Genomic DNA, 21,121 nt, shown 5'->3' with positions numbered 1-21,121 from the left:
GGTCTTACTCCGGGATCACCACGGTGCCATCGGGGAACACGATGGCGCCGTCACCGCTGACATCGAAGAAGCCCAGCTGGTGGGTGTTGGCCAGCACCTGCACCAGGCCGTGCGCGTTCTCGGCCACCTCGTCATCGAACGAGGCGTAGACCACGTGCTGGCCGATGCTGTAGTCGGTCACTTCCGGGCGGTCGTCTTCCTCATCGGACAGCGGGCCGTCCATCGGCGGGTAATGCTCGGCGAGCGCGGCGAAGAACGCCTGCAGCGCCGGTACCGACACCTTCGGGTCGTCGTAGTCGTGCGTCTCGTTCCACTCGGTCTGGGCGTCATACCACTGCAGGAAGGCCTCGGCCTCGCGCGGGGCGACGGCGGGGTCGAACACCATCAGGTCGTAACTCATCGGGAATCACCTTGATCCATGCGCAAATGCATGCGTCAGGATAGCCCTGATCGGCGCGGACCGGCCGGCCCGCGCCCCCGCCGGTTCAGCGCGGCGCGGGCAGGCCGGGTGGGCCTGCGGTGGTCTCGGCCGGCGCGGCGGCCACCGGTGCCTCGGGGAACAGCGCATAGCGCAGCCCGATCAGGCCCATCAGGGCCTCATCGCGGGCCTTGCCGGCCTCCACGGTCTGCACGCGCTTGAGCGAGGCCTCCAGCCGGGCCTGCAGCCCGGTGGGGGCGGGCAGGGGACGCCGACGCGCCGCCTGCGCGCGGTAATGGGCCGCCACCTCGTCCAGGATCGCGTCGATCGCGGCCACGCTGGGCGCCGGCAGGCCATGCCGCGAGCGGCGCAGCTGCAGGATGTTCAGACCGATCCGCGCTTCGGTGAGCATGTCCACCGAGGCGATGTCGCTGCCTTCCGGCGTGGCCGCCAGGCGCGGTGCGAGCAGGCCGAGCAGATCGAGCATGCGCGCGGCGAACTGCTGGCGGTCCTGCTGGCCGCGGCCCTCGGCCGCATCGGCCAGCGTGTTCCAGCCCTGGCGCACCAGCCGGCGCGCGGTCCACTCGGCACCCACCGAGCGGAACAGCCGCGTCATCACCACCGCAAAGCCGATCCCGATGAACATCGCCACGGCCGAGTTGATGAAGCTCTGGATGTTGGCGCTGTAGGTGTTCTGCACGTTCAGCAGCGCCACCAGGTTCACCGTCAGCGGCAGGCCGATCAGCGCGGTCTTGGGCCGGTGCAGCAGCAGGCCCAGCGGCAGGAAGATCACCGCCAGGACCAGCACCAGGCTGCCAAAGTCGTGCACCGCCGGGAAGATCCCGAACAGGTACACACCGGCCACCAGGCTGGCCACGATGGCCCACAGCAGGAAGGACAGCATGCTCGGTGCGGGATCGTCCTGCGCGGCGAAGAACGCGGCGGCCACCGCGGCCATCATCGCGCCGTTGCCACCGCCTTCCCAGCCGAGCCCGATCCACAGCACGCAGTAGGTCATCAGGGCGACACCGGCACTGGCCGCGGAGAACAGCGCCATGCCGTAGTCCACGTGCCGTACATGGTCCACGCGTTGGGTACGCACGCGGTAGTGCGCGGCATCGCGGGGCGCGATGCCTTCGTCGATGGCCGCGTGCAGGGTGGTGCAGTCCTGCCAGAGGTCGACCAGTTCTTCCAGGCGCAGCAGCAGGGTGACCAGCAGCAGGTGATCCAGCTCGCCGTCCACCGCCGGCTTGAGTGCGACGATGCGCGCGCGCAGCGTGGCGTAGGCGCTGGCACTTGATCGGCCCGGCTGCTCCAGCCAGTGCGCCAGATCGGCGATCAACGGCTCCAGTCCGGGCGGCAGCGCGCGGCCCCCCGCACGCAGTGCACCGAGCCGGTCGGCGATCGAAGAGAGCACCGGCAGCATCAGCAGCATGCGCTCGCGCAGCCGCTCCATCGAGACCGCCGCACCGGCATGGCGCGGGTCGTCACGACGCATGAATTCGATCAGCGCCTCGAACTGCACCAGGTCGGCGGCCAGGCGGTTGCGCGGGCCGTGCGCATGGCCGCGCGTCAGGATCTGCCGGCACCAGTCGGCGGCATCGCCCATCCAGCTGCCGATCCGCGAGCGCAGCATCGGCCGCACCGAGGCGGGGAAGAACAGCGAGGCGAACAGCACGGCCACCACGGTGCCGAGGATGATCTCCTCGCTGCGTGCCACCACGGTGTCGAAGATGGTGTCCGGCGACGTCACCGCCGGGAAACCGATGAAGGCGGTGGTGTAACCGGCCAGCAGGAAGGCGTAGCCGCGCGGGCCGCGGTTGAGCAGGGCGATGAACAGGCACGCGGACAGCCACAGCGACATCGCCGCGCTGAGCAGCAGTGGCGTTTCCACCAGGTGCGGCAGCATCCACAGCGTGGCCGCGCCGGCGATCAGCGTGCCCAGGATGCGGTAGGCCCCCTTGGCGCGGGTCGGGCCGAGCATCGGCTGGGTCACGATGTAGACCGTGGCCATCGCCCAGTACGGGCGCGAGAGGTTGCCGGCCAGCCCGATGTACAGCGCCGCGATCGCGGCCAGGAAGGTCTTGACCGAGAACAACCAGGCCTGTCTGTCCAGCAGCAGCATGGCTTACCTCGCGGCCGTGCCGGTGGCGACGGCGTCGGCATTCCAGCCGCCGCCGAGCACCAGGAACAGCTGGATCTGGTCGCGCGAGACCTGCGCCTGCGCCTCGGCGAGGGTCGCATCGGCGCTGGCCAGGCTGCGGTCGGCATCCAGGCTGGCCAGGTAGGGCGTGCGGCCGCCCTGGTACAGACGGCGGTTCTGGCTGGCGGCCAGGTCGGCCTGCTGCTGCGCCTGCTGCAGGAACTGCAGGCGCTGCAGATCCTGGGCATAGCGGCTCAGCGCGGTCTGGGTTTCGCGCAGCGCCTGCAGCACGCTGTGGTCGAACTCGGCCAGCGCGGCGTCGGCACCGGCTTCGGTGGCGTGGATGCGTGCGTGCGTGCCGGAGGAGGGCAGCGTCCAGGAAATCAGCGGACCGATCGACCATTGCTGGGTCAGCGGCGTGCCGAAGTCTTCCAGCAGGCCGGCCGCACCGACCGAGGCGCCCAGGCGGATGTCCGGGTAGAGCTCGGCGGTGGCGACGCCGATCCGCGCGGTGGCGGCGGCCAGCTTGCGCTCGGCCTGGCGGATGTCCGGGCGGCGTTGCAGCAGCGCGCGGCCATCGCCGATCGGCAGCGCCTGGGCCAGGGTCGGGGCCTGGCTGCAGTCGCTCACGCCCTTGGGCAGCTGGCCCGGGGTGCGGCCGAGCAGAGCGGCAAGCTGGTATTCGGAGGCCTGGCGGTGTGCACGCAGCGGCGGCAGCGCGGCCTGCAGCATCGCGACCTGGGCATTGGCGCGGGCCAGCTCCGGCGGCGTACCGCGACCGGCCGTGATCAAGCGCTGGGTGACCTCGCGGCTGCGCTGCTGCAGCTGCAGCGAGTGCTCGGCCACGTGCAGCTCATGGTTGGCGTGGCAGATGTCGACGTAGCTGCCGGCCACCTGCGCGACCAGCGACACGCGCGCCAGGTCCATCGCGGCGGCGGTGGCCTGCTCGTCGGCATGCGCTGCCTCGGAGGCGCGCTTGAGCTTGCCGAACAGATCGAACTGGTAGGACACCGCGAACTTGCCGTCGGCCAGGTTGATCGGCGGCAGTTCGTGCTCCAGCAGGAAGGATTCGGCGGACAGCTGCGCGCGGCTCACGCCGGCCTCGGCCTCGTACTCGAAGCCACCGGCATCCAGCGCCTGCTCGTACACGGCGGCGGCGCGGCGCAGGTTGGCATCGGCGACCTTCAGTTCGACGTTGTCGCGCAGCGCCTGCTGCACCAGCGCGTTGAGGGTGTCGTCCTGGTACAGCTCCCACCAGCGTGCGGGCAGCGCGGCACCAGCGGCGACCTGCGGGTTGCCGGTCTCGAGGAAGGCGGCATTCGCCTCCGGCCGCTGGAATGCGGACCCGGCCGGCACCGCGTAGTCCGGGCCGACGGTGCGGCATGCGGCCAGCGTGGTCAGCGCCAGCCCCAGCGCGATGCGGTGCAGCGCCGGGCGGTTCACAGCGCCGTCCGTGCCGGTTGCACCGGCGTGGCCGGGGCGGTGTCCGGCTGGATGGTGACCGTGGCGGTACGCCCGGCGATCAGGCTCACGCCGGCCGGCACGCGGTCGATATGGATGCGCACCGGGATGCGCTGGGCCAGCCGTACCCAGTCGAAGGCAGGGGTCACGTTCGGCAGCAGGCTGCTGCCTTCGCTGCGGTAACGGTCTTCGATGCCGGCGGCGATGCTCTGCACGTGGCCCTGCAGCGGCTGCGCTTCGCCCATCAGGCGGATGTCGACCTTCTGGCCGGCATGCACGCCCTGCAGGCGGGTTTCTTCGAAGTAGCCGTCCACGCGGAACGAGCCGGTATCGAGCACGGCCATCACCGGGCGCCCGGCGGTCACGTAGTCGCCCGCGCGCACGGTGCGGTCGTTGAGGTGGCCATCGCTGGGGCTGCGCACTTCGGTACGCGCCAGGTTGAGCTTGGCCAGATCCACGGCGGCCTGCGCGGTGGCCATCGAGGCCTGCGCGGCGAGCAGCTTGGCGCGGCGCACTTCGGCATCCTCGGCGGCGACCAGATCCTGCAGGCTGCGGTCGCGCGCGATCTCGCGGCGCAGCTGGTCCAGCGTGGCACGGCGTTCGCCGAGCGCGGCCTGGGCCTGTTCCAGCGCGATCTCATAGCGCGCGCGGTCGACCACGAACAGCACGTCACCGCGCTTGACCGGCTGGTTGTCGGCGACCTTCACCGCCTCCACCAGCCCGGACACGTCCGGCGCGACCTGGACCACGTCGGCGCTGACGTGCGCATCGCGCGTCCACGGCTCGTCCATGTAGTACGCCCACAGGTGGCGCAGCACCAGCACGGCGGTTACCACGGCCACGACGGTCAACACGACCGGGAATGTCTGCTTGAGGATATTGTTCACGATTGCATCCAACGCATCAGGGAAAACAACCCGCCGAGCACGATCACGTACACGGCCAGGTTGAACAGGGCGGGGTGCCAGATGTGGCGGTAGGCGCCGGTGCGCTGCAGGACCACGCGCAACCCGCTCTTGAGCAGGTAGGCAAGCAGCATCAGCCCGAGCAGGGTCGGGACGAACACACCATAGAGACTGAATTCACCGTACATCGAGGCAAAGGATTCACAGGAGAAAGGTAGGCGACGACCGTTGGTCGTCGTACGTCATGCCGTCGCAGTACGACACCGGGCGGTACAACGGGGGAACAGGCTTACGTCACGCGGTCGGCCGCATCGGCCAGCAGCTGCCACAGCTTCAGGACGGTGCGCAGTTCATCCATGGTCAGCTCGCCGAACACGTCCTGGCGCAGGCCGATCAACTGGGTTTCCAGCTCGCTGACCAGGGCCTCGCCCTTGTCGGTCAGCCACAGCAGGTTCGCGCGGCGGTCGCTGGCGTCGCATTCGCGGCGGACCAGGTCGCTGGCGGCCAGCTTGTCCAGCAGGCGTACCAGCGAGGGGCCTTCCATGCCCAGCTGGTGGGCCAATGCCACCTGGCGGATACCCCCGCCGGCGCGCCCGATCATCAGCAGCGGCATGGTGCAGGCGGCCGAGATGCCGTAGCTGCCCAGGGCCTGGTCGGCCAGGCGCTGCCACTGCCGCCCTGCATAGAGCAGGCCGGAACTGAGCTGCATCTGCAGCTGGGTACGTTCGTCGAGGGATCGGTTCATCAGAATAGATAGGATACTACTAATTCGCGTCCTATCAATACCCGTGGCACAACCGCGGCCCAATGAGCGCCTGCCCGGGCGAGGCCGGGGCGCCGCCGCGCAGGACGCCCGAGGGGTCTGTCGGGTACGATGCTCGCCCCCCTTCGGGTGCTGTATGTAATGAGCAAGCAAGACAACGACGCCAACCCCGTCACCCAGGCCGAGGCCGAATCGGCGGTGCGCACCCTGCTGCGCTGGGCCGGTGAAGACCCGACCCGTGAAGGCCTGCTGGATACCCCGCGCCGCGTTGCCGAAGCCTATGGCGACTGGTTCAGCGGCTACCGCGACGACCCGCGCGCCTACATGGAGCGGACCTTCGAGGAAGTGGCCGGCTACGACGAACTGATCGTGCTGCGCGACATCGAGTACGAAAGCCACTGCGAACACCACATGGCGCCGATCATCGGCCGCGTGCACGTCGGCTACCTGCCGGCCGGCAAGGTGGTGGGCATCAGCAAGCTGGCCCGCGTGGTCGAGGCGTATGCACGCCGCTTCCAGGTCCAGGAAAAGATGACCGCGCAGATCGCCCAGTGCATCCAGGACGTGCTGCAGCCGGTCGGCGTGGGCGTGGTGGTGGAAGGTGCGCACGAGTGCATGACCACCCGCGGCATCCACAAGCGCGGCGTCAGCATGGTCACCTCGAAGATGCTGGGCAGCTTCCGCGAGGACGCGCGCACCCGCGCCGAGTTCCTGCGTTTCATCGAAGTGGGCGGCAAGCGCTGATTCCCCGCGCTGTCGCGCGCGACCGGCAGGCGCTGGGCTTCGGCCCGGCCCTGCGGGTGCGTGCGCGTCCCGTTTCCCTCCCGGCCGCCGCGATCCGCGCGGCCCGTCTTCCTGTCCCCGGTCTCGAATGAAACATCGCGAGCGCATTACCCGTTACCGCCACCTGCGCGAACAGTCGCAGTGGAAGCTGCTGGCGGCCGATCACGCGCCGGAGATCATCGGCCTGCTGCAGAGCCTGCTGATGCAGGACGAGCGCACCCTGTCCACCGCGGTGCTGCATGAACGCCTGCAGCGCGCGCTGGATGACCTCAAGGCCGATGAGCTGTCGCGCGACCTGCCGCGCACCGCACAGGCCTACATCGCGCACTGGCTGGCCCAGGGCTGGCTGGAACGCCGCCTGCCGGAAGGCGCCGACCAGGAACAGTACGAACTGTCCACCCAGGCCGCGCAGGCGATCCGCTTCGCCGACAGCCTGGAGCAGGCGCGCGCCGCCGCAACCGAGAGCCGGCTGGCGCTGGTGATCGAGCAGCTCTCGCAGCTGGCCGCGCTGACCGAATCCAACCCGGATGCGCGCCTGTCCGCGCTGCGCGACGAGCGCGACCGCATCGATGCCGAGATCGCCCGTGTCAGTGGCGGCAAGGTCTCCTCGCTGGACGGCAAGCGCGCGCTGGAGCGGACCCGCCAGATCATCGGCCTGGCCGACGAGCTGACCGAAGACTTCCGCCGCGTGCGCGACGACTTCGAACGCCTTAACCGTGAATTCCGCGAACGCATCATCGATGACGAGGGCGAGCGCGGCGACGTGCTGTCCAAGTTGTTCGAAGGCGTGGACGTGATCGGCGACAGTGACGCCGGGCGCAGCTTCGAGGCGTTCTGGCGCCTGCTCAATGATGCCGAACAGAGTGCCCAGCTCGATGCCGCGCTGGAGACCGTGCTCGCGCGTGGTTTCGCGCGCAAGCTGGACCGTAACGAGCGCACCTTCCTGCGCGGCTTCACCACCACCATGCTCGAGCGCGGTGGCCAGGTCCACGACGTGCTGCAGCACTTCGCGCGCAGCCTGCGCGGCTTCGTGCAGAGCCGTGGCTACCTGGAACAGCGCCGCCTCAACCAGCTGCTCAAGCAGGCCCAGGGCGAGGCGCTGGGCCTGCGCGACCACATCCCGGCGCAGCGCTCCATCGGCCGCGACCTGCAGCTGACCACCAGCCGGCTGCGCTCGCTCTCGCAATGGAAGCTGCACGATCCGCGCCAGGCGCAGGTCGATGGCAGCGTGCAGCGCAACGACACCGCCGCGATCTCGCTGGAGAGCGTCGGCGACCTGGTGGCGGCCTCGGAAATCGACTTCCGCACCCTGCGCCGCGACCTGCATGACCTGCTCGGCGCGCAGCCGCGGCTGTCGATCGCCCAGGTGCTTGAACACCGCGAAGCCCCGCAGGGCCTCGGCAGCATCATCGGTTACCTCTCCCTTGGCACCCGCCATGGCGAGGTCGCCGCCGACCAACAGGAGATCGCGCAATGGCGCGGCGGCGATGGCCACTGGCGTCGCGCCCGCATTCCGCTGATCTGGTTCACCCAGGAGAAACGCCATGAGCTGGCATGACCAATCCACCGACGCCCCGATCGACGGCGGCGCAGACGAGCACGACGACGAACCGGTCGTGGTGACGCCCGTCCTGCGGCGTAACAATGACGTGTTCTACATGGGCGACACCGGCCGGCTGCCGCTGGATGGCCGCCGCGCGCTGTGCCAGCTGCTGATCGGCCCGAGCATCGACCAGCTGCGCCACGCCAAGCTGTGGCCGGCGCTGATCCGCAGCGAAGCGGCGATCCGCTCGGCGCTCTCGGACCTGTTCCTGGAACTGGTGCTGGACCGCGAGAGCGGCGTGGCCTTCACCCGCCAGGCCGATACCGAAGATATCGATGCGCCGGTGCTGCTGCGTACCTCGCCGCTGACCTTCATCGACTCGGTGCTGCTGCTGCACCTGCGCCAGCAATTGGCCGAAGCCGATGCGCGCGGCGTGCGCGCGGTGGTCGAGGATGCCGAACTGGCCGAAGCACTGGCCGTGTACGAGCGCCACCTGTCCACCGACCGCGCCGGCTTCAACCGCCGCGTCGCCAGTGCCGTGCAGAAGATGAAGGACAACCACATCCTCACCCGCCTCGGCGGTGACGATGCGCGTCATGAAGTCTCGCCGGCACTGAAACTGATGTTCTCCGCCGAAGATGTCGCCGCCCTGGCGCAGGTGTACCGCCGCCTGCGCGAAGCGCCGGCCGACCTCGACGCCTGAGCGCGCGCCCGCGCGCCGCTGCCCTGCCTGGATTGCTAGCCCTGCCATGACCGTCCACATTCCCGCACCCGCTCTGTTCCCCGGCGACCAGCCCGACCCGCGCGCGCAGCAGTTCCGCATGCGCCGCCTGCAGGTCCACAACTGGGGCACGTTCTCCGGCCTGACCGAAGTGCCGATCGCCGAACGCGGCTTCCTGTTCGTCGGCCGCTCCGGCTCGGGCAAGTCGACCCTGCTCGATGCGATGTCCGCGCTGTTGGTACCGCCGGCCCTGGTCGACTTCAACGCCGCCGCGCGCGAAGCCGAACGCAGTGGCCGCGACCGCAACCTGGTCTCCTACGTGCGTGGCGCCTGGGCCGACCAGCAGGACAGCGGCACCGGCGAGATCGCCACCCAGTACCTGCGCAAGGGCGCCACCTGGACCGCGCTGGTGCTGGAATACCGCAGCAACGACGGCCGCATCGTCAGCCTGGTGCGCCTGTTCTGGATCGCCGGCAACGGCGCCGCCGCGGCCGATGTGCGCAAGCACTACATGGTGGCCGAGCGCAGCTTCGACATTGCGCGCGACCTCGGTGGTTTCGACCTGGACCTGCGCAAGCTCAAGCAGCGCCTGGGCGACGTGCATCACTTCGACAGCTTCGCCAGCTATGCCGAACGTTTCCGCCACGTGCTCGGGATCGAGAACGAGATGGCGCTGCGCCTGCTACACAAGACGCAGTCGGCGAAGAACCTCGGCGATCTGAACGTGTTCCTGCGCGACTTCATGCTCGATGCACCGCGCACCTTCGATGCGGCCGAGCGGCTGGTCGATGATTTCGCCGAACTCGATGGCGCCCACCAGGCCGTGGTCACCGCGCGTCGCCAGGTCGAGACCCTGCTGCCGGCGCGTGGGCATTACGCCGACCTGCAGGCACTGCGCCGCCAGCGCGAAGACCTGGACGAGATGAAGCTGGGCATCGACGGCGTGCGCGAGCAGCGTCGCCTGGCCCTGCTCGAGGCACGCCTGCTGGAACTGGATACCCGCGACCGCGGTCTGTCCGGGGAAGAAGGCCAGCGCCGCAGTGCGCTGGAGAACCATGAAAGCCACCTCGCCGAACTGGAGGCGCAGCGCCGCCAGCAGGGCGGCGAACGCATCGAAGAGCTGGAGCGCGAACAGGGCCGTGTCGCCCAGGAACGCGACCGCCGCCTTGCCAAGCGCAGCCAGGCCAACCATGCCAGCCGCGAACTGGGGGAAACCCTGGCCGAGACCGCGCATGGCTTTGCCGAGCAGCTCGCCCGCGCGCAGGCCCGCCTGGACGACGGCCAGCGCGCCGCGGCCGAACTGGACGAGGCCATCGCCGAACGCATGGGGGGCAAGCGCGACGACGAGCGCCGCTTCGCCGAGGTGCGCTCGGAACTGGACGCGCTCAAGCGCACCCCGTCCAGCATTCCCGCACCCATGCAGCAGCTGCGCGCGCGGCTGAGTAGCGACACCGGCATTCCCGAGGCGGCGCTGCCGTTCGTGGGCGAACTGCTGCAGGTCCGCGACGAAGACGCCGCATGGCAGGGCGCCATCGAGCGCGTGCTGCACGGCTTCGCGCAGTCGCTGCTGGTCGATGAGCGCCACCACGCCCAGGTCTCGGAGTGGATCAACCAGACCCACCTCGGTACCCGCCTGGTGTATTACCGGGTGCGCCGCAACGACGATGCGCTGCACGGCCGTGAGCCGGGCGCGCGTTCTCTGCTGCACAAGCTGGAACTGCGCGAGCACGGCTATGCCGGCTGGCTGCGCCGCGAGCTGGGCAAGCGCTTCGACTACGAATGCGTGGATGCGCGGCATCTGCGCGATACCGACCGCGGCATCACCAAGGAAGGCCAGGTCAAGCATCCGGGCGAGCGCTTCGAGAAGGACGATCGCCACAACATCAGCGATCGCCGTCGTTGGCTGCTCGGCTTCAACAACCGCGACAAGCTGGACCTGTACGAGCGCGAAGCGATCGAACTGGCCCAGCGCATCGCCGCCTGCGACAGCGACGTGGCCGGCCTGCGCGCGCAGCGCGAACAGGACGGCAAGGCCCGCCTGGCCTGCCATCAGCTGTGCACGCTGGGCTGGGACGAGATCGATGTGGCCGCACCGCTGCAGCGTCTGGACGACATCGCCCAGGCCCTGCACGACCTGCGCGAAGGCAATGCCGATCTGCGCAGGCTGGGCGAACAGATCGAGAAGACCCGGGCCGATGTGGCCCAGGCCAAGCGCACCTATGAAGACGTGCGCGTGGAGCGCGGCCAGCTCGGCCGTGAGCACGAACGCCTGGAGCGCCTGCACGAGCAGTGCGCGCCGTTGGCCAAGCGCGTGGTCACGCCGCTGCAGCAACAGGGCCTGGACGAACGCCTGAAAGCGCTCGGCGTGCTCAGCCTGGAGAACCTGGAAGCCCATTTCCGGCAGATCAGCAACACGCTCAACGAACAGCTCGGCGGTTCCCAGGCCGAACACAACCGACTGGAGAACCTGCTGCTCGGCTGCTTCCGCCGTTACTGCCAGGCCTGGCCGGAAGACAGCGGCGACTTCACCGTCAGCCTGTCCAGCGCCGAGGATTTCCTCGCCCGCCTGCAGCGGCTGGAGAACGATGGCCTGCCGCAGCACGAAGCGCGCTTCTTCGATCTGCTGCAGAGCCAGAGCAAGAACAACCTGCTGGCCCTGCAGCGGCACACGGCCGAGGCGCGCAAGTCGATCGCGCAGCGCCTGGACGAGGTCAACGCCTCGCTGGAGCAGGTGCCGTTCAACCGCGGCACCCTGCTGACCATCGAACTGACCGACCGCCGCCTGCCCGAGGTACTGGATTTCCATCAGCGCCTGCGCGATGTGCTGTCCCAGCAGCAGACCGAGCAGCGCGAACTGGCCGAAGCGCAGTTCGCGGTGCTGCGTGAGCTGGTCGCCAAGCTCGGCTCGCAGGAAGGCGAGGACAAGCGCTGGCGCGAGCTGGTGCTGGACGTACGCCTGCATGTGGAGTTCGTCGGCGTCGAACTCGATGCCGCCACCCGCCAGCAGGTCGAGATCTACCGCAGCGGTGCGGGCAAGTCCGGCGGCCAGCGCCAGAAGCTGGCCACCACCTGCCTGGCCGCTGCGCTGCGCTACCAGCTCGGCGGTGCCGACGGCCAGCTGCCCAGCTACGCGGCGGTGGTGCTCGATGAAGCCTTCGACAAGGCCGACAACGAGTTCACCGCGCTGGCGATGAACATCTTCGACAACTTCGGGTTCCAGATGGTCGTGGCCACCCCGCTGAAGTCGGTGATGACGCTGGAGCCCTTCATCGGGGGTGCCTGCTTCGTGGAAATCAGTGGTCGCCACGATTCCGGCGTGCTGCTGATCGAGTACGACGACGAGGGCCGGCGCCTGAAGCTGCCGGAGCGGGCCCGCACGGGTGAGACGGCCGCGGCATCGGCATCGGCACCCGCGGTGATCGCGGTGTCTGACGTGGTCGATGCCCCGAAGGAGGTTGCCGACGAGGGGATCGCCGGATCGCCCGCCGGGCAGGCCGACGCCGCGGTGGACGCCGTCGACGCACCGGCAGCGGTATCGCGCCCGAAGGTGGCCGCAGCCAAGGCCGCAGCCAAGGCGCCGGCAAAGAAAGCCGCCACGAAGACGGCCACCAAGGCCGGCCCGAAGGCCGCCGCGAAGAAGCCGGCCAAGCCCAAGCGCTGAGCCATCGACGGGTCAGCCCCAGGGCTGGCCCGTCCGGCTAACCGGCGAAGGTATCCCAGCCCATCCGGGCGATCAGCACCACCACCAGGCCGACGAACAGCTTGCGGATGAAGGGCGTGCCACCGCGCAGCGCCATCCGCGTGCCGACCACCGAGCCGATGATGTTGGCCGCGGCCATCGGCAGCGCGAACAGCCACAGGATGTTGCCGGTCGGCACGAAGAACGAGATCGCCGCGACGTTGGTCGCCAGGTTCACCACCTTGGACGCGGCCGACGCACGCAGGAAGTCCAGCCCGAAGAAGCGCACGAACAGGAAGATCAGGAAGCTGCCGGTGCCGGGCCCGAAGAAGCCGTCGTAGAACCCGATCACCGCACCGATCGCCAGTGCGGTCACCAGCTCCCTGCGGCCGATCTCGCGCGGGCGGTGCAGGGCACCGAAGTCCTTCTTCCACAGCGTGTAGCCGAGCATCGCCACCAGCAGCACCAGCACCAGCGGGCGCACCGCGTCCTTGGGCAGCAGGCTGACCGCCGTGGCCCCGGCAAACGAGAACACGAAGGCCGTGCCCGCCGCGAACAGCACCGGCCGCCACGGGAAGCGCACATTGCGCGCATAGCGGAATGCCGCGGCCGCGGTGCCGAACATCGAGCTGAACTTGTTGGTGCCGAACAGCATCGCCGGCGTGTGCTGCGGCAAGACGGTGAACAACCCGGGCAACTGCACCAGCCCACCGCCGCCGACGGCGGCATCGACGAGGCCGGCGATGAAGGCGATCGCCACCAACCACAACAGCTCAGGGGGAACCAGCTCAAGCACGGCGGCACATCGCGGCAGAAGGCGCGCCAGCATACGCCCGCCCATCGCGCGACAATACCCCCATGACCATCGTCCCCTCCGATCCCTGTCCCTGCGGCCGCCCGCTGGCCTACGCCGCGTGCTGCGGCCTCTATCACGCCGGCACCCCCGCACCGGATGCCGAAGCGCTGATGCGTTCGCGCTACAGCGCCTACGTGCGCCACCTGGCCGACTACCTGCTGGCCAGCTGGCACCCGTCCACGCGTCCGGCCGAGCTGTCGCTGGATGAAGCACCCGGGCAGCGCACCCAGTGGCTGGGGCTGACGATCCACGCACATACCCGCTCGGATGCCGACCACGCGCAGGTCCGCTTCACCGCGCGCTACAAGGTCGGCGGCGGCAGCGCGGTGAAGATGCTCGAACACAGCCGCTTCGTCCGCGAAGACGGCCGCTGGTTCTATCTCGACGCAGTGCCCTGAGCCAACGCGGCCGTGCGCACCGGCACGGTTCCCTGCTGGCCATGCGCGCGCACGCAGTTGCGGCCGGCGTCCTTGGCCGCATACAGGGCCTGGTCGGCGGCCTTGATCACCGCCTGCGGACTGTTGGCGACCCGGCTGTCGGCCACGCCGATGCTCACCGTCACCTGCACCACCTCGCCGCTGCCACCGCGCCCGCGCTGCAGCTGCCCTGCCGCATCATCGCGGCTGCGCGCGGCGCGGTCGCGCAGGTGCATGCGCCCGCCCTCGATCCGGGCGCGGATCGCCTCCACCGCCGCTACGCAGGCCGGGGCAGGCCGATCCAGGAACACCAGCGCGAATTCTTCGCCGCCATAGCGGAACGCGCGGCCACCGCCGCCGATGTCGGCCAGGCGCGCGGCCACCAGCTTGAGCACGTCATCGCCGGCGTCGTGGCCGTGGGTATCGTTGAAACGCTTGAAATGGTCCACGTCCACCATGGCGATGGTGTAGGTCGTGCCGACCCGCTGCAGGCACTCGTTCAAGGCCCGGCGTCCGGGGAGGCCGGTCAGCTCGTCGCGGTAGGCCATGTGGAAGGCTTCCTGCAGCATCGCCGAGGTGATCAGCAGCAGGGCCATGCAGCTGACCGCGGGCAACAGCGCGGGAGAGACGAACACCCGCGGCAACATCCACCACAGGCAGAGCAGGGCGACCAGCAGGGCGGTGTGCAGGGGCCGCGGCCGGCGCCAGGCCTGCGCCGCCAGCGCTGCGGTGGTCACCACGAACAGCAGCGCCGGGAACTGGGCCAGCGCGCTCCAGCCACTGGGCAGCCACGCCAGGTGCCGGTCCGACAGCAGCGCCTGCATGCCGTCGGGGCCTTGGGCGGCCAGCAGCAGGAAAATCCCCAGTGCGGTTCCACTGACCACGCCGCGCAGCAGCAGGTCCTGGCGCAGCCGCCCGCGCTCGGGCCACAGCCCATGCAGCAGGAACAGCAGCGGCAGCCACCAGGACACCGCATGGAAGATCAGCGGGGTCAGCGCCGAGATCGTGCCCTCGCGCAGGAAGGTGCCGACCACGCCGTGCAGCACGGCGAAGGCCAGCGCGATCGCCAGCATCAGGCACACGGCCCGCACGCGGGCGTAGATCAGTCCCAGGCCGACGCCCAGGCAGGCCAGCACCAGCGGCAGCAGGCGGTGCACGGGATTGCCGACCTCGGCCGCCGGCGTGGCGCCCCACAGCCCGACGGCCACCAGCACGGCAGGCAGCACGAACAGATAGTGGCTGGGCTGGCGTAGCAGGTGCGTCCGCAAGAAGGGGTCCAGTGGTGGGCCGGCGCGCCGAGGCTGCAGCGTGCAAACCGGACAACACAGGCAAGGGGTCTCCCCCGATAGCGGCCTGCGCGTATTCAACTTGAGCTGTCACCGTACCGATGCCGTGCCATGACGTCGCACTCACCCCGGCTGGTCGATCCTGATCGGAATGAATACCGCCGTTGCTGCCGCACTTCCCCTCACTGCCGCCCCGCCGTCGTCGCTGGCCGCCCGCTATGCCGGTGTGCGCGCACGCACGGTCGCGCTGGCCGCGCCGCTCAGCGCCGAAGATGCCATGGTGCAGAGCATGCCCGACGCCAGCCCGGCGAAATGGCATCTGGCCCATACCACCTGGTTCTTCGAGCGCTTCGTGCTGGCGACCCGGCCCGGCTACGTGCCGATCGATGCGGACTGGCATTACCTGTTCAACAGCTACTACCAGAGCATCGGCCCGGCGCATGCGCGTCCCCAGCGCGGCCTGCTCTCGCGGCCGACGCTGGATGAGGTGCTGCGCTTCCGCGCCGAGATCGACCAGCGCGTGATCGCCGCACTGCAGGCCAGCACGTTGAGCGGGCAGGCCCAGCAGCAGTTGCTGCTCGGCCTGCACCATGAACAGCAGCACCAGGAACTGCTGTTGACCGACATCAAGCACGCGTTCTGGTGCAACCCGCTGCAGCCCGCCTACCGCGATGACCTCGTGGCGACACCGGCGCCTGCGCTGCCGCTGCAGTGGATCAGCAGTCCCGAGCAGATCGTGGAGATCGGCGCGCCGGTCTGGCCGACCCAGCCTGCGTTCGCCTATGACAACGAATCGCCGGTGCACCGTGCCCTGGTCCCCGCCCATGCGCTGGCCAACCGCCCGGTCAGCAACGACGAGTACCGCCAGTTCGTGCAGGCCGGCGGCTACCGCGAGCCGCGCTGGTGGATGAGCGAAGGCTGGACGCTGTGCCAGGACCAGCACTGGCAGCATCCGCTGTACTGGGACGACGCACTGGAGCGCGAGTTCACCCTCGGTGGCTGGCGCGCGCTCGATCCCCACGCACCGGTCTGCCATCTCAGCTATTTCGAAGCCGACGCGTATGCGCGCTGGCAGGATGCCCGCCTGCCCACCGAGTTCGAGTGGGAAGCGGCGACCGCGGGCCGTCCGCTGCGGGGGCGCTTTGTCGAGACCGATCAGCTGCACCCCGGCGGCGCGGAGGAGGACGGGGACATGGTCCAGCTGTTCGGCGATGTCTGGGAATGGACCAGCAGCGCTTACGGGCCGTATCCGGGCTTCCGCACCTTCCCGGGCAACCTGGGCGAGTACAACGGCAAGTTCATGTGCGGGCAGTGGGTACTGCGAGGCGGCAGCTGCGTGACGCCGGCGGATCACCTGCGCGCCAGCTACCGCAATTTCTTCGCCCCGTCGGCCCGGTGGCAGTTCGCCGGCGTGCGCCTTGCACGGGACGCCGCATGAGTTCGGTCCGGGATGCGCTCGACGCACTGACCGATCTGCAGCCGGATCGCGACCAGATCACCGCCGACATCCTGCGCGGGCTCTCGGCCACGCCGCGCCAGCTGCCGTCCAAGTACTTCTACGATGCCCACGGCTCGGCGCTGTTCGAGCAGATCACCCGGCAGCCCGAGTACTACCCGACCCGCACCGAGCTGCAGCTGCTGCAGGACTGCGCGCGGGATATCGCCAAGGTGGTCGGCCCGCACCTGCACGTGGTGGAGCTGGGCAGCGGCAGTGGGCGCAAGACCGAACTGCTGCTGCATGCGCTGCGCGATCCGGTTGCTTACACCCCGATCGAAATCTCCCGTGCCGCGCTGTTGGACAGCATCAGCCGGCTGGCCGCGTCGCTGCCCGACATCGAGATGCTGCCGGTGTGTGCCGACTTCACCCAGCCGGTGCAGCTGCCGTCCCCGCAGCGCGAACCGGCCCGCCGCCTGGTGTTCTTCCCCGGCTCGACGCTGGGCAACTTTGCCCATGACGAGGCGGTCGCGCTGTTGAAGGCGATGCGCCAGACCATGGGTCCGGAGGGGATGGCCCTGATCGGCATCGACCTGCACAAGGATGCGGCGTTGATCGAGGCCGCGTACAACGACGCCGCCGGGGTGACCGCCGAGTTCACCCTCAACCTGCTGCGGCGTCTGAATCGCGACATCGGCAGCGACTTCGATCTGGACGGCTTCCGCCATCGCGCCCGCTACAGCGTGCCGCGCCTGCGCATCGAAACCGAACTGGTCAGCCAGCGCGACCAGCGCGTGCATGTGGATGGGCAGAGCTTCGATTTCGCCGAAGGTGAAGCGATGACCGTCGAGTACAGCCACAAGTACACCGACGCGGTGTTCGCCCGGATGGCCGCCGACGCCGGTCTGCAGGTGACGGCGCACTGGAACGCCACCGATCCCGCCTTCGGCCTGCGCCTGCTGCAGCCGGCCTGACCTGCGCGGCATTGCCGCTATGATGCAGGTCCACTGGCTGCAAGGATTCCCGCCAATGCGATGGTCGCCCCTGTTGTTGGCCGGGCTGTGTCTCGGCGCACCGTCGCTCGCGATCGCGGCGCCGGATGCCTTCTCCACGTGCCTGGGCACGCTCAAGGCGCAGGCCGGCAAGCAGGGCATCACGGGCGAGCGGTTCGACGTGCTCACCGCCGGGCTGACCCCGGATCCCAGCGTGCTGCCGCTGCTCGATGCGCAGCCCGAGTTCACCACCCCGTTGTGGGATTACCTGGCCGCCCTGGTGGATACCCAGCGCGTGGCGGATGGGCGCGCCCGCCTGGCCGAGCACCGTGATCTGCTGGCGCGGGTATCGGCCGAGTACGGTGTCGATCCGGCCACGATCGTGGCGGTCTGGGGGGTGGAGAGCGATTACGGGCGCGTGTTCGGCAAGCGCCCGCTGCTGCAGTCGCTGGCCACGCTGTCCTGCGAGGGCCGTCGCCAGCCCTTCTTCCGGGGCGAACTGCTGGCCCTGTTCAAGCTGATCGACGCCGGCGACCTGCGTGCCGAAGGCCTGACCGGCTCCTGGGCCGGCGCGTTCGGCCACACCCAGTTCATGCCATCCACCTATGCGCGCATCGCGGTGGACGGCGATGGCGATGGTCGTCGTGATCTGGTCGCGTCCATTCCCGATGCCCTGGCGTCCACTGCCAATTACCTCAAGAAGGCCGGCTGGCGCACCGGGCAGCCGTGGGGCGTCGAGGTGAAGATTCCGGCCGGCTTCAACGCCGGCCTGGCCGGTCGCACCCAGCGCAAGCCGCTGGCCGACTGGCGCGCGCTGGGCATCGTGCCGATCGCCGGGGGTGCCCTGGCGCCTACCGGGCTCCCGGCCGACAGCAACGCGGCATTGCTGCTCCCGACCGGTGCCAAGGGCCCGGCCTGGCTGGTGTTCCGCAACTACGACGCGATCTACGCCTACAACGCCGCCGAGAGCTACGCGCTGGCCATCGCCACGCTGGCCGACCGCCTGCGTGGTGGAACGGGTATCGTCGCGGCCTGGCCAACCGACGATCCCGGCATCGGCCGGACCGAACGCCGCGAGCTGCAGACCCTGCTGCTGGCCCGCGGCCACGAGATCGGTACCGCGGACGGCATGATCGGCACCGCGACCCGCCGCGCCATCCAGGCCGAGCAACAGCGCCTGGGCTGGACCCCTGCGGATGGCCGTGCCGGCCAGCGCATCCTTACCGCCCTGCGCGGTGCTCCTCCTTCTTCAACGCCGACCATGCCCGCATCCACCGTCTTCACCCTGCCGCCCAACCACGCCCAGTACGTCCAGTCGCCGGCCGCGCCGCGCGCTGCCCTGCCCAAAGTGCCCGGCCTCAGCCTGGCCGATGTGCAGGGTTTCCCCGCGTGGACGGTCGAGACCCCGTTCGCCACCGCCGCGATCAGCGTGTTCGGTGGCCAGCTGCTGTCCTATGTGCCCAAGGGCGGGCAGGACGTGATGTGGCTCTCGCCCAGTGCCCAGCCGCTGCCGACGCCGATCCGCGGCGGCACCCCCGTGTGCTGGCCCTACTTCGGCCGCCAGGGGCAGGGCAATGACGTGCCCTCGCACGGTTTCGTCCGCAACGTGCCGTGGACCCTGCAGCAGGCACGCCGCGAGGCCGACGGCACGATGGTGCTGACCCTGGCCCCGCCGGTGCTGGAGAACCTGGACCTGCGCCTGCGCATGGAACTGCGGATCGGCCGCACCCTGGAGCAGCGCCTGATCACCGAGAACACCGGCCGGCAGCCGGTCGCCTTCACCCAGGCCCTGCACAACTACTTCCATGTCAGCGACGCGATGCAGGTCAGCGTCGAAGGCCTGGACGGCCTGTCCTACCTGGACAAGTTCGAGGACTATGCCGCGCCGCGCCAGCAGCAGGGCGAGTGGAGCCTGCGCGACCCGCGCGATCCCGGGCGCAGCGACCGCATCTATACGCAGGCCGGCGGACGCTACCTGCTCAAGGACCCGGGCCTGAAGCGGCGCATCGAGATCACCACCACCGGCAGCCGCTCGCTGGTCGCGTGGAACCCGGGCGAGGCGGGCGCCAGCAGGATGGCCGATGTCGGGGCAGGCTGGCGCAACTATGTATGTCTGGAGGCGGCCAACGCCGGTCCGGACGTGGTGACCCTGGCGGCGGGGGCCAGCCACACCCTGACCCAGACCTTCCGGGTGCTGCCGCTCCAGTAAGTCATGGCCGGGGGCAGGGCGTTCGTCGCGCGCTGCCCCGGCTGTATCAGGCAGGGCGCGGTCGCAGCGCCACCAGGCAGATGCCACCGGCCACCAACCCCCAGAACGCCGAGCCGATCCCGGCCAGCGACAGGCCCGAGGCAGTGACCAGGAAAGTCACCAGCGCTGCCTCCCGATCCGCCTCCTCACGCAACGCCATCGCCAGGCTGTTGGCGATGGTGCCGAACAGCGCGATACCGGCCACGCAGGCCACCAGTTCCTTGGGGAAGGCGGCGAACACGGCCGCCACCGTCGCCCCGAACAGCCCGACCACGATATAGAAGGCGCCGGCGGCCACCGCTGCGGTGTAACGCCGCGCCGGATCCTCGTGTGCCTCGCGCCCCATGCAGATCGCCGCGGTGATGGCGGCCAGGTTGAGCCCAAAGGCGCCGAAGGGGGCAAGCATCGTATTGACCACCCCGATCCAGCCGATCACCGGCGACACCGGCGTGTCGTAGCCGGAGGCGCGGATCACGGCCACGCCCGGGATGTTCTGCGAGGCCATGGTGACCACGAACAGGGGCAGGGCGATGCCGAACACGGCCGACCATGACAGCGTCGGCCACGCGAACACCGGCGTCGCCAGTTCCAGCCTTACGTCCTGCATATGCAGCAGGCCCTGGCCGGCCGCCACCATCACCCCTACCAGCAGGGTGGCGATCACCGCATAGCGCGGGAACAGCCGTCGCCCCATCAGCCAGGTGGTGAACATCGCCAGCGCCATCCCGAGCTGGGTGCCCATGGAGACGAATACATCCAGTCCAAAGCGCAGCAGCACACCGGCGAGCATGCCGGCGGCCAACGCCATCGGTACACGCTTCATCACCTTCGCGAAGATCCCCGAGAAGCCGGCCAGCATCCCCAGCACCGCGGCAAGGACGAATGCACCGATCGCATCGCTGTAGCCGACGGCGCTCGCACCCACCACGAGCATGGCAGCACCCGGCGTCGACCATGCGGTGACGACGGGCATCCGATGACGCAGTGACAGACCAATGCACGTCACGCCCATGCCAAGGCCCAACGCCCACATCCATGAAGCGATCTGCGCCTGATCTGCGCCCACCGCACGTGCGGCCTGGAACACGATCACCGCCGAACTGGCGAAGCCCACCAATACCGTAATGAAGCCTGCCATCACCGCTGGCAGAGAGAGATCGCGCCACAACGAACGTTTGCCGACCGCAGACATCGCATGCATTCCTGATGACAAGAGATGCATTGTTAGCAAGCCAGCGGCAGCACGCGCAACGCGCGTGCTGCCGCGCTTGTTGATGAGCAGCACGTAGGGATGACGCGTTGATGAAAAAGATCGACGAAAACGCTTGACGAATTTTCAGAAGTCTTTAGTATTCGCTCCCTCGCTGCGACGCGGTCTTCACCCCGGTGAACACCCACCCGCAGCGACGGCAACAAGCTTCGAAAGAAGGTGTTGACGGAAACGAAAAGCCTGACATAATAGGCGGCTCGCA

18 protein-coding genes are annotated in these 21,121 nt (G+C 69.3%); 8 read left to right on the top strand and 10 right to left on the bottom strand.

Features of this window, described 5'->3' with window-relative positions; genetic code table 11:
- Positions 1–4: 4 nt before the first annotated feature.
- From AB9O74_RS07585 to AB9O74_RS07560, 6 genes are all read right to left on the bottom strand, one after another.
- On the bottom strand, positions 5–400 hold the full coding sequence (locus AB9O74_RS07585; protein WP_088435243.1) for a hypothetical protein: 396 nt from the start codon (positions 398–400) through the stop codon (positions 5–7).
- 85 nt (positions 401–485) lie between these two features.
- Positions 486–2,543: an FUSC family protein gene (locus tag AB9O74_RS07580; RefSeq protein ID WP_369348933.1), complete on the bottom strand. Its 2,058-nt coding sequence runs from the start codon at positions 2,541–2,543 to the stop codon at positions 486–488.
- A gap of 3 nt (positions 2,544–2,546) precedes the next feature.
- Positions 2,547–4,004, bottom strand: a complete 1,458-nt coding sequence (locus AB9O74_RS07575; RefSeq protein WP_369348932.1) for an efflux transporter outer membrane subunit — start codon at positions 4,002–4,004, stop codon at positions 2,547–2,549.
- Positions 4,001–4,909: an efflux RND transporter periplasmic adaptor subunit gene (locus AB9O74_RS07570; RefSeq protein ID WP_369348931.1), complete on the bottom strand. Its 909-nt coding sequence runs from the start codon at positions 4,907–4,909 to the stop codon at positions 4,001–4,003. The genes AB9O74_RS07575 and AB9O74_RS07570 overlap by 4 nt, the downstream gene beginning before the upstream one ends.
- Entirely contained in the window at positions 4,906–5,115 is a 210-nt protein-coding gene (locus AB9O74_RS07565; RefSeq protein ID WP_019183984.1) for a DUF1656 domain-containing protein, read from the bottom strand. The genes AB9O74_RS07570 and AB9O74_RS07565 overlap by 4 nt, the downstream gene beginning before the upstream one ends.
- A gap of 101 nt (positions 5,116–5,216) precedes the next feature.
- Positions 5,217–5,672, bottom strand: a complete 456-nt coding sequence (locus AB9O74_RS07560) for a MarR family winged helix-turn-helix transcriptional regulator (protein ID WP_176991028.1) — start codon at positions 5,670–5,672, stop codon at positions 5,217–5,219.
- A gap of 159 nt (positions 5,673–5,831) precedes the next feature.
- Between AB9O74_RS07560 and folE the strand changes: the two genes are divergently transcribed.
- The 4 genes from folE (at position 5,832) to AB9O74_RS07540 (ending at position 12,398) form a co-directional block, all read left to right on the top strand.
- Positions 5,832–6,434 carry a GTP cyclohydrolase I FolE gene (folE, locus tag AB9O74_RS07555; protein WP_019183982.1) on the top strand — a complete coding sequence of 201 codons (603 nt, stop codon included), beginning with the start codon at positions 5,832–5,834 and terminating at the stop codon, positions 6,432–6,434.
- A gap of 127 nt (positions 6,435–6,561) precedes the next feature.
- Positions 6,562–8,031 (top strand): DUF3375 domain-containing protein, encoded by a 1,470-nt coding sequence (locus AB9O74_RS07550; RefSeq protein ID WP_346478949.1) that lies wholly within the window; start codon positions 6,562–6,564, stop codon positions 8,029–8,031.
- Positions 8,018–8,719 (top strand): DUF4194 domain-containing protein, encoded by a 702-nt coding sequence (locus AB9O74_RS07545; protein ID WP_179460692.1) that lies wholly within the window; start codon positions 8,018–8,020, stop codon positions 8,717–8,719. Before AB9O74_RS07550 ends, AB9O74_RS07545 begins: the two co-directional genes overlap by 14 nt.
- A 46-nt stretch (positions 8,720–8,765) precedes the next feature.
- On the top strand, positions 8,766–12,398 hold the full coding sequence (locus AB9O74_RS07540) for an ATP-binding protein (RefSeq protein WP_369348930.1): 3,633 nt from the start codon (positions 8,766–8,768) through the stop codon (positions 12,396–12,398).
- 37 nt (positions 12,399–12,435) lie between these two features.
- Here the strand turns inward: AB9O74_RS07540 and AB9O74_RS07535 are convergent, their stop codons facing one another.
- Positions 12,436–13,212, bottom strand: coding sequence for a TSUP family transporter (locus AB9O74_RS07535; protein ID WP_176991032.1), 777 nt, complete (start codon positions 13,210–13,212; stop codon positions 12,436–12,438).
- Between the two features lie 62 nt (positions 13,213–13,274).
- Between AB9O74_RS07535 and AB9O74_RS07530 the strand changes: the two genes are divergently transcribed.
- Positions 13,275–13,670, top strand: a complete 396-nt coding sequence (locus tag AB9O74_RS07530) for a YchJ family metal-binding protein (RefSeq protein ID WP_346488506.1) — start codon at positions 13,275–13,277, stop codon at positions 13,668–13,670.
- Here AB9O74_RS07530 and AB9O74_RS07525 read toward each other — a convergent pair.
- Positions 13,649–14,956, bottom strand: coding sequence for a diguanylate cyclase (locus AB9O74_RS07525; protein ID WP_369348929.1), 1,308 nt, complete (start codon positions 14,954–14,956; stop codon positions 13,649–13,651). The genes AB9O74_RS07530 and AB9O74_RS07525 overlap by 22 nt on opposite strands.
- Positions 14,957–15,125: 169 nt before the next feature.
- Here AB9O74_RS07525 and egtB point away from each other — a divergent pair, with 169 nt between their 5' ends.
- The 3 genes from egtB to AB9O74_RS07510 are packed head-to-tail and all read left to right on the top strand — an operon-like array spanning position 15,126 to position 19,610.
- Positions 15,126–16,412, top strand: a complete 1,287-nt coding sequence (gene egtB, locus AB9O74_RS07520) for an ergothioneine biosynthesis protein EgtB (protein WP_369348928.1) — start codon at positions 15,126–15,128, stop codon at positions 16,410–16,412.
- Positions 16,409–17,383 carry an L-histidine N(alpha)-methyltransferase gene (gene egtD, locus AB9O74_RS07515; protein ID WP_176991036.1) on the top strand — a complete coding sequence of 325 codons (975 nt, stop codon included), beginning with the start codon at positions 16,409–16,411 and terminating at the stop codon, positions 17,381–17,383. The genes egtB and egtD overlap by 4 nt, the downstream gene beginning before the upstream one ends.
- A 55-nt stretch (positions 17,384–17,438) precedes the next feature.
- Complete coding sequence (locus tag AB9O74_RS07510; RefSeq protein ID WP_369348927.1) at positions 17,439–19,610, top strand: lytic murein transglycosylase; 2,172 nt, start codon at positions 17,439–17,441, stop codon at positions 19,608–19,610.
- A 46-nt stretch (positions 19,611–19,656) separates the two neighbouring features.
- Here the strand turns inward: AB9O74_RS07510 and AB9O74_RS07505 are convergent, their stop codons facing one another.
- Positions 19,657–20,841 (bottom strand): benzoate/H(+) symporter BenE family transporter, encoded by a 1,185-nt coding sequence (locus AB9O74_RS07505; protein ID WP_369348926.1) that lies wholly within the window; start codon positions 20,839–20,841, stop codon positions 19,657–19,659.
- Between the two features lie 32 nt (positions 20,842–20,873).
- Positions 20,874–21,121: hypothetical protein (locus AB9O74_RS07500; protein WP_369348925.1), on the bottom strand; the 248-nt coding region annotated here is incomplete at its 5' end.

It is taken from the genome of Stenotrophomonas sp. JAG2, from assembly GCF_041080745.1.
Lineage (GTDB): Bacteria > Pseudomonadota > Gammaproteobacteria > Xanthomonadales > Xanthomonadaceae > Stenotrophomonas > Stenotrophomonas maltophilia_AA.
This window is presented reverse-complemented; position numbering and strand designations above follow the sequence as displayed.